The sequence below is a fragment of the Candidatus Eisenbacteria bacterium genome, from assembly GCA_016235265.1.
GTDB lineage: Bacteria > Eisenbacteria > RBG-16-71-46 > RBG-16-71-46 > JACRLI01 > JACRLI01.
In genome coordinates, this window is the sequence record JACRLI010000002.1 from 267,020 (window position 1) to 280,870 (window position 13,851).

11 protein-coding genes are annotated in these 13,851 nt (G+C 73.2%); 8 read left to right on the plus strand and 3 right to left on the minus strand.

Features of this window, described 5'->3' with window-relative positions:
• Positions 1-120: 120 nt before the first annotated feature.
• Positions 121-2,292, plus strand: a complete 2,172-nt coding sequence (locus HZB25_01530; protein MBI5835901.1) for a hypothetical protein — start codon at positions 121-123, stop codon at positions 2,290-2,292.
• Here HZB25_01530 and HZB25_01535 read toward each other — a convergent pair.
• Positions 2,277-4,007 (minus strand): glycosyltransferase family 39 protein, encoded by a 1,731-nt coding sequence (locus tag HZB25_01535; GenBank protein ID MBI5835902.1) that lies wholly within the window; start codon positions 4,005-4,007, stop codon positions 2,277-2,279. The two genes, HZB25_01530 and HZB25_01535, sit on opposite strands and share 16 nt — an antisense overlap.
• Positions 4,008-4,176: 169 nt before the next feature.
• On the opposite strand from HZB25_01535, the gene HZB25_01540 reads away from it, so the two are divergent.
• From HZB25_01540 to HZB25_01560, 5 genes are read left to right on the plus strand one after another with little or no spacing between them, the layout of a single operon-like run.
• Positions 4,177-4,689 (plus strand): carboxymuconolactone decarboxylase family protein, encoded by a 513-nt coding sequence (locus tag HZB25_01540; protein MBI5835903.1) that lies wholly within the window; start codon positions 4,177-4,179, stop codon positions 4,687-4,689.
• Positions 4,686-5,621 (plus strand): PD40 domain-containing protein, encoded by a 936-nt coding sequence (locus HZB25_01545; GenBank protein MBI5835904.1) that lies wholly within the window; start codon positions 4,686-4,688, stop codon positions 5,619-5,621. Before HZB25_01540 ends, HZB25_01545 begins: the two co-directional genes overlap by 4 nt.
• Positions 5,618-6,472 (plus strand): glycosyltransferase, encoded by an 855-nt coding sequence (locus HZB25_01550; GenBank protein ID MBI5835905.1) that lies wholly within the window; start codon positions 5,618-5,620, stop codon positions 6,470-6,472. The genes HZB25_01545 and HZB25_01550 overlap by 4 nt, the downstream gene beginning before the upstream one ends.
• Entirely contained in the window at positions 6,469-7,554 is a 1,086-nt protein-coding gene (locus tag HZB25_01555; protein MBI5835906.1) for a hypothetical protein, read from the plus strand. The genes HZB25_01550 and HZB25_01555 overlap by 4 nt, the downstream gene beginning before the upstream one ends.
• Positions 7,551-8,693, plus strand: a complete 1,143-nt coding sequence (locus HZB25_01560; GenBank protein MBI5835907.1) for an alkaline phosphatase family protein — start codon at positions 7,551-7,553, stop codon at positions 8,691-8,693. Before HZB25_01555 ends, HZB25_01560 begins: the two co-directional genes overlap by 4 nt.
• A 3-nt stretch (positions 8,694-8,696) precedes the next feature.
• Here HZB25_01560 and HZB25_01565 read toward each other — a convergent pair whose 3' ends face one another.
• The gene (locus HZB25_01565; GenBank protein ID MBI5835908.1) at positions 8,697-9,617 is read right to left on the minus strand and encodes a hypothetical protein; all 921 of its coding nucleotides are present in this window, start codon (positions 9,615-9,617) and stop codon (positions 8,697-8,699) included.
• Complete coding sequence (lysA, locus tag HZB25_01570; protein MBI5835909.1) at positions 9,614-10,891, minus strand: diaminopimelate decarboxylase; 1,278 nt, start codon at positions 10,889-10,891, stop codon at positions 9,614-9,616. Before lysA ends, HZB25_01565 begins: the two co-directional genes overlap by 4 nt.
• A gap of 180 nt (positions 10,892-11,071) precedes the next feature.
• On the opposite strand from lysA, the gene HZB25_01575 reads away from it, so the two are divergent.
• Together HZB25_01575 and fbp are read left to right on the plus strand one after the other, a co-directional pair.
• Positions 11,072-12,496 (plus strand): class II fructose-bisphosphate aldolase, encoded by a 1,425-nt coding sequence (locus tag HZB25_01575; protein MBI5835910.1) that lies wholly within the window; start codon positions 11,072-11,074, stop codon positions 12,494-12,496.
• A complete protein-coding gene (gene fbp / locus HZB25_01580; protein ID MBI5835911.1) occupies positions 12,493-13,521 on the plus strand; it encodes a class 1 fructose-bisphosphatase in 1,029 nt (342 codons plus the stop codon). Before HZB25_01575 ends, fbp begins: the two co-directional genes overlap by 4 nt.
• Positions 13,522-13,851 lie beyond the last annotated feature (330 nt).

Below are 13,851 nucleotides of genomic sequence, written 5' to 3' on the forward strand. Positions count from 1 at the left end.
CGCGAATCTGCGCGGGCAGGGACGGGCGGGCCCCGTCCGGGTCCCGCCCGGGGTCCGTCCGCGCCCGGCCCGGGCTCGGTCCGCCTTGTCCCATGTGCTGCCCTGCCTTATAATTGCCCCGTGCGGACCTCCCTGGCATTCCTCGCATTCCTGGCACTCCACTCCGGTTTCGCGCCGCCCGCGCGGCCGGCGGACTATTTCACCCGGCCCGTCTACCAGGTGGGGCTGCCGGGCCGGCCCACGGCCTCGCAGGTCACGGCCGAGGGCTATCTCAACAACGGCTACGCGGAATTCACCTACTACACCGGGGTCGAGATGGCCCCCGTGGACGGCGTGGCCATCTCCTGCGCGCCCGACGGGCGCCCGCTGCTTCACGGCCGCCTGGAGCGCGACGGCTTCCGCTACGAGTTCCAGTACTTCTCGGCCCCGCTGGCCCTGGGTGGGGCGTGTCCGCCGCAGGTGGACGTGGTGCGCGTGCGTATCGCCAACCTGGGCTTCGAGGAGCGGCAGGCGCATTTCTGGGCCGGCATGCGCGCGCCGGACTCCCCGGGACGCTGGTGCCTGGTGGGCTATCACTTCTCGTTCGGCTGGCACTACGAATTCCGCCGCAACGCCATCATCCGCGAGATGCAGGTGATGGGTGTGTATCCGCGGGGCTCCTCGGCGCGCTATGCGTATCCTGGCCGGAGTTACGGCGGCATGTTCGGCGCGGTGGCCAGTGAGACCACGCCCACCAGCCCGGTGTTGCTCGCCCGCTACGAGCTGCCGATCGCGCCGGGCCGCGACACCACGCTGACGTTCTATTACCCCGCCGAGCCCGCTCCGGACTCCTACGCCGGGCTGCTGAACTCCATGTCCTCGGATACCCTGCGCGCCCGCTTCGACGCCACCTGGGATGATTGGCTTCGGGGCCTGCCCGCGATGCACCTGGGGGAGCGCAAGCTGGACGAGTTCGTTCGCGGCAACCTCGCCCTGGGCCTGCTCCAGGTGCGGGCCGACCTGGGGCTGCCCACGATTCTCTCCAACAAGAACCGGCGCCCCGCGCCCGAGCCGCTGGACATGGTGCGGGTGCTGAGGCTGTGGCAGCGCCTGGGAATGGGCCACTGGACCCGCCTCGGCATGGACGGGCTCCGGGCGATGCACCGCGAGGGGGACGTGCTGCTCTCCACGCGCGACGGCCGGGCCGCCACCGCGGGGTTGCTGGGGATCGAATCGGAACTGGCCCTGGACCCGCCGTCCGCGCAGTCGGGCGGCCACGCTTCGCCGGCGGCCTCACCGGCGTGCCTGCCCCCCGGGGACAGTCTCGCTGCCGCCCTGGCCCGCAGCGCGGACAGCCTGGCGGCGTGGTGCTCTCCCGGCGCGCCCCGGGGCGCCGACCTGCTCGAGCTGGCCACGTCCGCGTGGGCGCTGAACCGTTACGCTGGCTGGCTGGCCTGTGCCGGCCGGGCGGGCGAAGCCGCGCGCCGGCTGGAGCAGTCCCGCGTCGCGCGCGCGCGGCTGGAGGAGCGGCTCCAGGCCCTGCCCGATTCCGCGCTCGCCCGCGGGGAGCCCGCCCTGGGCTGGCTCGGCCTCTCCGGCGGCATGCCCACCGGAAAGCTGGGCGTGCTGACGCGCGAGCGCGGCTGGCGCCTGAGCGAGGGAATGGCGTGCGTGGGGGACTCCGCCTTCGTCGGCCGTTCCCTGGATCGGGTGGCGGCGCTGCCGGACGATTCCGAAGCCGGCGCGCGGGGACTGCTGTCGGTGGTGGCCCACTCCACGGTGCAGGGGGGCCTCCCCGCGACGTTCAACATCCGGCGCCGGGACTTCGACCTGGTGATCCCGCCGGAAGCCGTCGAGGGCTCGCGCGCCGCCCGCGAGTTGCTGGACCGGGTGGTTTCCGACGTGGAAGGGGACCTGGCGCTCGGCAGGGGCCTGCCCGCGGTCGCGCCGGGCGAATCGCTGGTGGTGGGCCCACTTCTCGTGAGCGGTGACCGGGTGACGGTGCAGGCGAACTACCGTGCGAGGGCCGCGGGCTGGACCTGGAGGCTGGAGGCCGGGGCGGCAGGGCCCGCCCGCGTGCGAGTGTTCGCGCCGCCGGGGGCCAGGGTGACCGGAGGCGGTGGGACGCTCGCGCCGGATTCCACCTACGCGGCGTTCCCGGCGACGGCCGGCGGCGGAGCCATCACGTGGCGTCCGGGTCCCGGCCACCGCACGCTCGCGGAGTTCCTCGCGCAGGCCGGGGCCCGGGCGGCGAATCCCCGCACGCCCGACAGCAGGCGCCCCGGCCCCGGAAAGTCTCAGAGGCGCCGGTAGCGCCTGGGCTGCGGCTCGGGATGGATGATGGCCTTGCGCTCGGGCACACCGGGAGGGCGGGCCGGACCCATCGGCGGCACGTTGGGGGCGCCGTTCACGAAGACGCGGCAGGGCGGCGGTGAGCCGAGCAGCCCCCCGAGCTCCGCGGTGCGCTCGGCCTTGTTCGTGGCCAGCCACTCGATCATGCCACTCGGAGGCTCCGCGCCCTCGCGCGCCGGGGCCGGGCCGGCGGGCACCACGTAGGCGCGGGCGTGCCGGCCGTCCGCCAGGTCCAGGAAGGCGCCGGGATCCATGATGCGGCCCCCCGGAGCCCACGAGACCCCGCGGCGGTAGACGTAGAAGGCCAGCGCTTCCGGGTCGGGCGCCACGAATGCCACCGCGTCGAGGGCCGCCCCCTGGACGGTGGTCGCCAGCAGTGCGCCGGCCTCGCGATAGGCGGAACGGGACTCGGCCCGGTGCAGCAGGGGCAGGGTCACGATTGCCTGCGCCCCGAGCACGGTCAGGAGCCCCGTGGCGGCGGCGGCCAGCTTCAGGGGCTGCGTGGCGTACCGGCCCGCGATCAGCCACAGGAGCGCCGCCCAGCCGGCGAGATCGAGGCCCACCGCGAGCGGTCCGCCGAGGGGGCGCAGCGCGGGGGCGAACACCGGGATGAATGCCGCGCCGGCCGCGGCCACCAGCGCGGCAATGCCGATGCGCGCCGACCACGGATAGCGCCACTGCTCCACGGTGGCCCACCGGCTCAGCTCCACCGCGCCGGCCGCGCCCACCAGGCACCAGGCCGGGAGGAACATCAGGGCACCGGGGCCGTCCATGGGGACGGGCCGCGCCACCAGCGAGGCCGCCGCCCACGCCATCGTGGCCAGGTGCAGCGGCTCGAACGGATCGCGCAGGTGCGCCAGCAGGCCCAGGGCGATCAGGGGCAGGGCGGGGGCGAGGGTGGCCCACAGTTCCAGGTGGGCGTCGTTCGGCCAGCTGGCCCCGACGGGACGGGTGATCAGCGGCGCGGTGAGCGCATCCACCCAGTGGTTCCAGGTGAGCGGCGAGAACAGCGAGACCAGGATCCAATGGGAGCCGGCGGTGAGCGCGAAGGCGGCCGCGAGCGTGAGCAGCCGGCGCTCGGGCCGATCGTGCCGGCCGTGCGGCGCGGCGGCCGGGGCCACCAGCGAACCGGCCACCGCCGGCAGGCACACCCACGGGCGGCACAGGAATGACAGGCCCAGCAGCACCCCCGAGAGCGCGAGCCCCGGCCGGTTGCCGCTGCGGGCCGCGGTGACCGAGGAAGCGAAGCCCAGCACGGCGAACAGGGTGGCTGCGGCGTCGGGGGTGGCGAGGCGCCCGGCGATGAGCGCCAGCGGGCTCAGCAGGAAGAGCCCCATGGCGGTCACCCCGGCCAGCGGCGCGCCCCGGGCCGCCAGCAGTCCCAGCGCCGCGGCGGCGGCCAGCACGGCGAGCGACGAGGGCAGCCTCAGGGCGCCTTCCGCGGGGCCGGGCAGCCGGAGAAAGGCCGCGGCCACTGCGGGGTACAGGAACGGGGTGCGCCCCGGAGCGCCCGCCGGTTCGGGCGAGGGATTGAGCAATTGAGATGCGTGGCGCGCGGCGTTGCGCGCCATGACCGCGTGCCGGCCCTCCTCGCCGCCGCGGATGTCCGCGCGGCCGAGGTGAAGGAGCAGCAGAAGAGTGCCGGTGAGAAACACCACGAGAGCTAGAGGACGCACGGCTTCCCATCGTGTCCAGGGTGGGCGCGAAAGGTATCACCTGGGGGACGCCCAGGCAAGGGCGGCCCGCGCCCTGCTGGCGGAGTTGGCCTGCGCGGGCGCGCAGGGGCGCTGGCGGGCGCTCCCGGGGTTGCTGCGCAGTGCGGAAGCGGCGTGCGGAGCGCGCGCGGTGGAGGAAACCCTGCTGCAGCTGGTGCTCTTCTCGGGCTACCCGACCGCCATCGAGGCGTTTCGCGTGTGGCGGCAGTCCGGCCCCCAGGGTTCCCCGCCGGGGCCGGGCCGGCCCAGCGGCGGCACCCGGACGAGCTGGAAGCGGGCGGGGGGAAAGTTGTGCGCGCGTATCTACGGACCCACGTACGCGGGGCTCCGGAACTTCATGCGCAGGCTGAGCCCGGAGCTGGATGCCCTTATGACAGAAGTAGGTTACGGGCGTGTGTTGTCCCGGCCAGGGTTGCCCCCGGCGGCCCGGGAGGTGGTGACCGTGGGGGCGTTGCTGGGCTCAGACCGGCCGCGCCAGCTCCTGGCCCATGCGCGGGGCAGTCTCCGGATGGGAATCGAATGCGAGGAACTGGACGAACTGCTCGCCCGGCTGGGGCCGCGGCTCACGCGCGGCCAGCGCTCGAGGGCCCGCGGTGTGCTGCGGGATGCCCGCAGGCTGGACCGCGATGGAGGAACGGGATGACCACCACACGCACCGCGGCGCGGCACGCCGCCCCACTCCTGGTTGCACTGCTGTGCGCGCTGCCGTGCGCCGGCCTCGTCCCGCCGGCAGATGCGGCGCTCAAGCCGCGCCCGCTCACGTTCCACACCGGGTTCAACGGGTTTCCGGCCTGGACCGCCGACGGCCGGCAGGTGTTGTTCTCCAGCGGACGGGAGGCGCAGGTGCGACGGAACTGCCTGTGGATCACGTCGGCCGACACCGACACCGCCGCGCAGTTCACCTACGGCATATGGGACGACTCCTGGCCCGCCGTGAGCCCCGACGGCCGGAGCGTGCTCTACATGAGCATCCAGCAGGGCCAGAACAACATCTGGCAGAAGCGCATGGACGCGGACAGCGCCTGGGCGGTCACCGACCCGCGCCACGTGAACCTGTTCCCCAAGTGGTTCAAGGACGGGCGTCGGATCCTCTATGTCTCCGAGCGGGACACGCTCCAGGGCATCTACGTGCGCGACATCGCCACCGGCGCGGAGACCTGCCTGTTCCGCTCGCGGGAGGTGATCTACCACCCCGTGCTGAGCCCGGACGAGTCCGAGGTGTTCTTCTCCAGCGCCATGAGCCGGGTGAACTTCGACATCTACCGGTTGCCGGTCACCGGCGGACGGCCGCAGCCGTGGAGCCAGATGCCGGGATTCGAGATGTGCCCGGTGTTCACGCCCGACCGGAGCCACCTGCTGTGGGCCGCGGCCGACGAGAAGGGCATCTACCACCTGTGGGTGGCCCCGCTGGAGTCCGCGCTGAAGGGCCACCGAATCGAGATGGACCTGCCCAGCTCGTACTACCCGGCCTTCTCCCCGGACGGAAAATGGCTGGCGTTCTGCTCCAAGGACGAAACGGGTGGCGTGGACATCTGGATCGCGCCGTGGCCCCCCGGGGAGGCGGGCGCGCCGTGAGCGGCCCGCCGCGCGCCTCGGTCCTGATCCGAACCCGCGACGGGGGAGAACAGCTCCGTCGCACGGTGGCGGCGGTCCGGGCGCAGCGCGGCGTGGATTTCGAGGCGGTGATCCTGGACACCGGCCCGGCGCCAGGCGCGAGCGAGCCGCTGGCCGGCGGGCCGGTGCGCGTGGTGCGCTTCGAGGGCCCCTTCAGCCACGCGCGCAGCTCGAACGCGGCGGCCCGCGCCGCCGCCTCCGAGATCCTGGTGTTCCTTTCCGACGACGCCGTGCCCGCGGACGACGCATGGCTGCGCACGCTCCTGGCCCCGCTGGACTCGCCCGAGGTGGCCGCCACGTTCGCGCGTCAGGCTCCCGGCCCGGTGGCGTCGGTACTGGAGGCCCGCGACCTGCGGCGCGCCTATCCCGACCGGGGACCTTCCCCCACCATCCTGTCCAACGCCTCCTCCGCGCTCCGCCGCAGCCTGTGGCGGGAGCATCCCTTCGACGAATCCCTGCCGCTGGCGGAGGACCTCGAGTGGGGCCGCTGGGCGCTCGCCCGGGGTCTGCGCGTGGTGTACGTGCCCGAGGCCGTGGTGATCCACGCGCACGGCTACGACGCCGGGGCGCTGCGCGCGCGCTACCGCGAAGAGGGGCGCGCGCTCGCGCGCCTGGGATTGCCGGTGCTGGGCGGCGGGCTGCCCGAGCAGGCCTGGCTCCGCGGCCTTCCCGGCGACCTGTGGGCGGTGCTGCGCGCCGGGCGCTTCGCGGAGCTGGGTCCGGCACTGCGCTATCACCTCGAGATGTACCGCGCGCTGGCCGAGGGCGCGGCCGCGGGGCCCGGATCGGCCCCCCGGGCGGGCGCGGCGTGAGCTGGACCGCATGGGACGACCCGGCCGCCGAAAGCGCCGCGGGCCAGATGCTCGACGGGCTGGTGGCGGCCATCGTGAAGGCCTGGGGCCGGCACCTCGAGGGAGTGCTGGTGATCGGCGGCTTCGGGCGCGGGGAGGGCAGCCTGCTGCGCACCCGCAGGGGCGGCTACCGTCCGTGGAACGACGTGGACTTCATCCTGCTGCGCCGCACCGACTCCGCGTCCCCGCCGGACACCCACGATTGCGCGCTTCGCTGGGCGGCGGACTGGGGGCTGGACTCGGTGGACCTCGCCTGGGCCTCTGCCGCCGACTGGCGGCGATCCCCGCGCACGCTGGTGCACCAGGAGATCCGCAACGGCCACCGCGTGGCGTGGGGCGGGCCGGGGGAAGTGGAGCGGCTGCCGCGTGCGCTGGATGCGGCCGTGCGCGTGTCGGAGGCGCACCGGTTGCTGGCCAATCGCGGCTTCGGGCTGCTGATCTCGGCGCTTTCCTGCGACGCGGATTCCGCGCCGCCGGCGCACCTCCCGCGCTGCTCCGCGAGCTTCCGGCTCAACGCGCGGCTCAAGTCGGACCTGGCGCTGGGGGACGCGCGCCTGCTGGCGGCCGGCACTCTGCCCCTCAAGTACGCGGAGCGTCCGGCGGCGCTGACATCGCTGCAGGCGCCCGGGGCGGTGCGGAAGGCGCACGCCGAGGCGGTGGAACACAAGCTGCGCCCCACGGAGGACTGGGCGGAGGAGTCGCGGGACTTTGCGGCCGAGGCCCGTGAGGCTGCCGGCCGCTGGCTGGAGCACGGCCCGCTGGCGCTGGCGGGCACGGACGCCGCCGGCTATGCCGGGTTCGTGGCACGGCAGGGCACGTGGCGACGCAGGCTCCGGCGGGCACTCGGCGGTGGATCGCCCCGCGGGCTGGAGACGGCGGCGCGGCTCGATGCCTCGCTTCCGCACCTGGTGGCCGGGCTGTGCCGCCCGGGAGACTGGTCCGCCGCGCCGCTGGCCGCGATGTGGCCGGATCGGGTGCGCCCGGGATCGGCGTGGGACGCGGCCGCAGCCACGCTCAGCGCGGTCTGGATGGAGGGCAAGTGACCATGGCAGTGGAGGGGCGCCAGGTCTTCCTGCTGGTGGACGCGATGGGCTGGGAGGTGGTGCGCCGCTTCCACGCCTTCGAGACGCTGGCGCCGCACCGGCGCCCGCTCGAGACGGTGCTGGGGTACAGCTCCGGGGCCATCCCCACGATCCTCTCGGGCCGCATGCCGCAGGAACACGGCCACTGGGCGCTGTTTCCGCGCGCGCTGGGACGCTCCCCCTTCGCGTGGACCGCGGCACTCCGGCTGTTGCCGCGCTCGTGGCAGCACCGCTACCGCGTGCGCCGGCTGATCCGGGAGGCCACGCGACGGCGCGAGCACATCACCGGCTACTTCCAGATCTACGACGTCCCGCTGTGGCTGCTGGGCCGGCTGGACTACACCGAGCGGCACGACCTGTGGTCTCCGGGCGGGCTGGCCCCGGAGGGCGGGGTGTTCGACCGCTGGCGGGAGCAGGGGCGCAGTTACTTCTGTTCCGGCTGGGAGGGCCCCGACGCGGACAAGTTCGAGCGGGCAATCGCCGCGGCCGCCGACTCGTCGGTGCGGACGTTCTTCATCTACGCCACCGAGCTGGACGCGCTGATGCATCGCCTGGGCACGCACGACCCCGAGGTGGGCGCGCGGGTGCGCCGCTACGAGGACCGCACCGCGGGGCTGCTGCGCGCAATCCGGGGCGCGGACATCCGTGACCCGGAGCTGTACGTGTTCTCCGACCACGGCATGACCGACACCCGGTCCTGCCACGACCTGATGGCGGCGGTGGCCGCGCTGGGCCTGCGCGAGGGGCGGGACTACCTGGCTTTCTACGATTCCACCATGGCGCGGTTCTGGTTCGAGCGGCCGGCGGCCGAAGGACCCATCAAGTCGTTGCTCCGCGGACTGGACTACGGGGCCCCGGTGGAGGCGGATGAGATGCGCCGCTGCGGGCTGGCCTTCCCGGACCGGCGTTACGGCGACCTGGTGTTCCTGATGCACCCGGGACGACTCATCGCTCCCAGCTACATGGGTACCGGCGCGCCCGCCGCCATGCACGGCTTCCATCCTGCCGACGCCGATTCCGCCGGGGCGCTGCTCACGGCCCGGCCTCTCCCGGAGGACGTGCTGCACATCCGCGACCTGTACCGCCTGCTGACCGCGTAGGCATCAAGCCTGCCCGCGCAGGCTCGCGTGCAGCGGCGCCATCTGCGCCGCCTGGGGAGCCTCGGTGACCCCGAGATAGCCGCTCTCGGTCATCACCCCGCGCAACAGCGCGAACGGGCTTTCCTCGAATGGCGCGTTGATCGCCTCCACTCCCGGCGTGCCGCCGGGCAGGAGCGCCTCTGTGGGGTGCAGCGGCAGGTCCAGCGTGCCCGGCGCGGGGGAGAGGAACTTGGCGCGCACCGCCAGTACGTGGGCCGGAACGTTCAGTTCGCGGGCGGCGAGGAGCAGCGGGTAGGTCCCGGCCTTGTGGACCAGGCCGCGCGGGGTGATGGCGTCGGCGCCCAGCAGCAGCACCGCGGCGCGACCGAGCAGCATGGGCAGCATGGCGTCCGCGGTGAGCACGCACTCCACTCCCGAGGCGCCCAGGGCGCGGGCCATCGCCAGGCCCTCGAGCCCGGGGCGGGCCTCGGAGAGCAGGACGCGAAAACGCAGGCCCTGGCGGCGCGCCTCGAGCAGCGTCGCCTCCACGGCGCCGCTGCGGCTGTAGACCGCGATCAGCCCGCCCGGGGAGACCAGCTCCACCGCCCGCAGCGCCAGGGCGGCCTCCGCCTTCGACAGGTCGGCAGCGAATGCGCGCGTGGATTCCGTCGCCCGTTCCAGGGTCTCGTCCGCGCCGGCGGCCTCCTGGATCGCCTTCGCGTGCACGCGCGCCACGCGGTCCGCCAGTCGCCACAGGGAACCGAAGGCCGGGTGGGCCGTGGCCATCGCGCGCAGGGCCGCCGGCAGCTCCGGGAGCGCGGCCGCGCCCCGTCGGCCGAGGGCCCCGGCGAGGAGCACGGCGGCCTCGCGCGTGAGCGCGGAGGCGCCGGACATCCGGTCCCCCTTCCAGCGCTCGAACGCGGCCGGCTCGAAGAAGCCGCTCACAGCGGGATCTCGTCGCGGGTTTCGAGCCGCGCGAGGTCCTCGAGTGTCTCCCCGCGCCGCGTCAGCCACGCGCGGTCGCCGTCCACCCACACCTCGGGCAGCCGCAACCGGCCGTTGTAATTCGACGCCATGCTGTACCCGTACGCGCCGACGTGCCGCACCGCCACCAGGTCCCCGGCCAGCAACGGCGGAAGCTCGCGATCGCGGGCCAGGAAGTCGCCGCTCTCGCAGATGGGCCCCACGACATCCGCCAGCACCGTCTCGCCCTCGCGCGGTGCCACCGGCACCACCTCGTGGAAGGCGTCGTAGAGGGCCGGGCGGAGCAGGTCGTTCATACCCAGGTCCACGATCACGAAGCGGCGCCCGTGCGAGAGCTTCACTCCCAGCACCGAGCCCACCAGCACGCCGGCGTCTGCCACCAGGTAGCGCCCCGGCTCGAGAATGAGCCGGCGGCCGCCCCAGAAGCCGGGGTCGTCCAGGCCGCGCGCCAGCGCCGACAGGTCCAGGTCCCGCCCGGTGCCGGCGTAGTCCACTCCGAAGCCGCCGCCCAGGTTCAGCACCTCGAGCCGGAATCCGGGGCCCTCGAGGGCCAGGCCCAGGTCGCGCACCCGGGCGAAGCCCTCGTGCAGCGGGCCCGCGTCGCGGATCTGGGAGCCTAAGTGCACGTGCAGCCCGGCCATGCGCAGCGCGGGGAAGTCGGAGGCGCGTCGCGCCACCATTTCGGCCTCGCCGAAGTCCATACCGAACTTGGAGGTGGCCAGGCCGGTGGCGATGTGCGGGTGAGTGTCCGGATCCAGCGCGGGGTTCACCCGCAGCAGCAGATCCAGCGTCCGCCCGGCCTCGTGCGCGGCTCGCTGCAGCCGCGGCAGCTCCCAGGAGCCGTCCACGTTGATGTAGGCCGCGCCATGCGCCAGTGCCGCCCGGAGGTCGCGCTCGCGCTTGCCGTTGCCGTTGAACACGGTGGCGGAGCCCGGGAATCCCGCGCGCCGCGCGAAGTCCAGCTCGGCCTCGGAGACGGCCTCGGCGCCCAGCCCCAGCGCGCGCAGGCAGCGCAGCACCCCGGGGTTGGTGTTGGCCTTCACGGCGTAGGCCACCAGGTGCGCGCGGGGGCCGAACGCGTCGAGCACCGCGCGCGTGCGCCGCTCCACCGCGGCACGACTGTAGACGTAGCAGGGCCCCACGGCCCGGTGCAGCGATGCCAGCGGGATGGCTTCGGCGCACATGCGCCCGTGGCGCAGGGCGAAGGGCTCGTTCGTCGGAAAGGTGCTGGGCATGGCCGGGACGTTAAGGGCAAAGGGTGGTCGGGGCAAGGGTTGGGTGTCGGGGCTGCGTTGTCGCCCCTTCCGGGCTCTGCTAAAATCGTCCCGTTTGCGAGCCTGCGGCACCGCGCCGGCCCCGGGACGTTGGTTTCCCGCGCCCGGCAGACGCCGCCCGTCCCTTTTCCGGAGGTTCCCATGGAAGCGAAGTCCATACAGGAGCTGGAGAGCCAGCTGCAGGGCATCCTCGAGGTACAGGGCGGCAAGGTGCGCGTCCTGGACGAGGGCGCCCTGCGCTCCCGCGGCGCCGAGCTGCTGGCCCGCGCCGGCGCGCTGTCGGCCGACGAGGCCACCCGGGACCACGCGCGCGCCCTGGCCCGCAAGGCCGCGGCCGCGATCGGCGTCTACCCGGCCAGCATCCAGGACCTGTACGCGGCCCGCGGCAAGGGGGAGGTTCGCCCCTTCACCGCGCCGGCCATCAACGTGCGCACCCTCACCTTCGCCACCGCTTCGGCCACCTTTCGCGCGGCCCGCAAGCTCGACGCCGGCGCCTTCCTCTTCGAGATCGCCCGCTCCGAGATGGCCTACACGTTCCAGCGGCCCGCCGAGTACACCGCCAGCATCCTGTGCGCGGCCATGAAGGAGGGCTGGAAGGGCGCCGTGTTCATCCAGGGCGACCATTTCCAGGCCAACGCGAAGAAGTACGCCGCCAACCCGCAGGGCGAGATCGACGAGGTGAAGAAGCTGTGCGTCGAGGCCATCGCCGCCGGTTTCTACAACATCGACGTGGACACTTCCACCCTGGTGGACCTGGCTCTGCCCACGGTGCGCGACCAGCAGCGGGTGAACGGCGAGCGTTGCGCCGAGATCACCGCCCACATCCGTTCCCTGGAGCCCGAAGGCACCACCATCTCGGTGGGCGGGGAGATCGGCGAGGTGGGCTCCAAGAACAGCGACGAGCACGAGCTGCGGGCGTTCATGGACGAGTACCTGGCCGCGCTGGGCAGGCGCGGCGTGAAGCGTGGCATCAGCAAGATCTCGATCCAGACCGGCACTTCGCACGGTGGCGTGCCGCTGCCGGACGGCTCGGTGGCCGACGTGAAGCTGGACTTCGACACCCTGGGCAAGCTCTCGAGACTGGCCCGCGAGGAGTACGGGCTGGGCGGTGCGGTGCAGCATGGCGCCAGCACGCTGCCCTCCGAGGTGTTCAACCGCTTCCCGGAACTGGAGACGGTGGAGATCCACCTGGCCACCGAGTTCCAGAACATGGTCTACGACAACCCGGCCTTCCCGAAGGCGCTCAAGGCGGAGATGTACGAGTGGCTGCGCGCCAACGCCGCCGACGAGCGCAAGCCCGCGGACACCGACGAGCAGTTCTTCTACAAGACGCGCAAGAAAGCTCTCGGACCGTTCAAGGCGAAGCTGTGGGACCTCCCCGCCGGCTCGCTGGGCCCCATCGCCGACGCGCTGCAGCAGAAGTTCGAGTACCTGTTCGGCAAGCTGGCGCTGAATGGGACCGCCCCCATGGTGGCGAAGCACGTGAAACCCCCGAAGGCGGAGTCGAAGGCGGCGGCCCTGGCCGGCAAGGCCGGGCGCGCGGAGGACGACCTGGAGGGTGAATGAGCCATACGGGCGGTGACGCGCCTCCTCCCCACAGCTTTACGCTGGGGCGATTCATCATGGAGCAGGAGCGCCGGCACCCCGGCGCCACGGGCGAGTTCTCGTCCCTGCTGCTGGACTTCACGCTGGCGGCCAAGATCATCACCCGCGAGGTGACCAAGGCCGGGCTGGTGAATATCCTCGGCTTCACCGGCAGCGAAAACGTGCACGGCGAGCAGGTCCGCAAGCTGGACGTGTTCGCGCACGACACCATCTACAGGACGCTGGACCACACGGGCCAGCTGTGCGCCATGACCAGCGAGGAGGAGGAGGGGATCCTCCAGATCCCCTCCAAGTACCCGCGCGGGAAGTACGTGCTGAACTACGACCCGCTGGATGGCTCCTCGAACATCGACGCCAACGGGGCGATCGGGTCGATATTCTCCGTCCACCGGCGCGTCACCCGCCGCGGGCACGGCACCCTGGAAGACGTCCTTCAGCCCGGCTCGCGCCAGGTGGCCGCGGGCTACGTGCTGTGGGGCGCCAGCGTGATGCTGGTGTACACCGACGGCCACGGCGTCCACGGCTTCACCTATGACCCCAGCGTGGGGGAGTTCCTGCTCTCGCACGAGAACATCCGGATTCCCGAGCGCGGCGCCATCTACAGCTGCAATGAAGGCAACTACAACCGCTGGGACGACAACCTGCGGCGCTACGTGGACCACGTGAAGTGCGAGGACGCCGCCACCGGCCGGCCCTACAGCGCGCGTTACGTGGGCTCCCTGGTGGCCGACTTTCACCGCAACCTTCTGTATGGCGGGATCTACCTGTACCCGGGCGACCGGAAGAATCCCGAGGGCAAGCTGCGGCTGCTCTACGAGGCGAGCCCGCTGGCGTGGGTGGTGGAGGAGGCCGGCGGCGCCGCCACCGACGGGAGGATCCGCATCCTCGACATTCAGCCCACCCAGCTGCACCAGCGCACCCCGCTGATCCTGGGCAGCCGGCTGGACGTGGAGGAAGTGATGGCGTTCCTGGAGGGACGGCGGTAAAGCCGGGGGTGGGGCGGCCGCGGGGCGGAGTCGCGGCCGGCAGCCCCGGGCAGCACCGGCTCCGAGGCCGGGCTGCGGCGGCACCCCCGGGGCAGCGGCCGCATGGCGGCACATGACAGAAGGGGCGGCACCTCGCGGTGTCGCCCCTTCGCGCTTCGGATCGTGAGCGGTTGCCAGCGGCGGGTGCTGCTGGCCGCCGGCGCGCGGCCTACTTGCCGGCGCCGACCGCCTCCGGCGTGCCGTCGTTCACGCCCTTCTGAGTTTCCTTGGGCAGCATCTTCAGCAGGTGCCTGAGCTGGTTCACCTCGCGCGTGAGCGCGCGGGCGATGA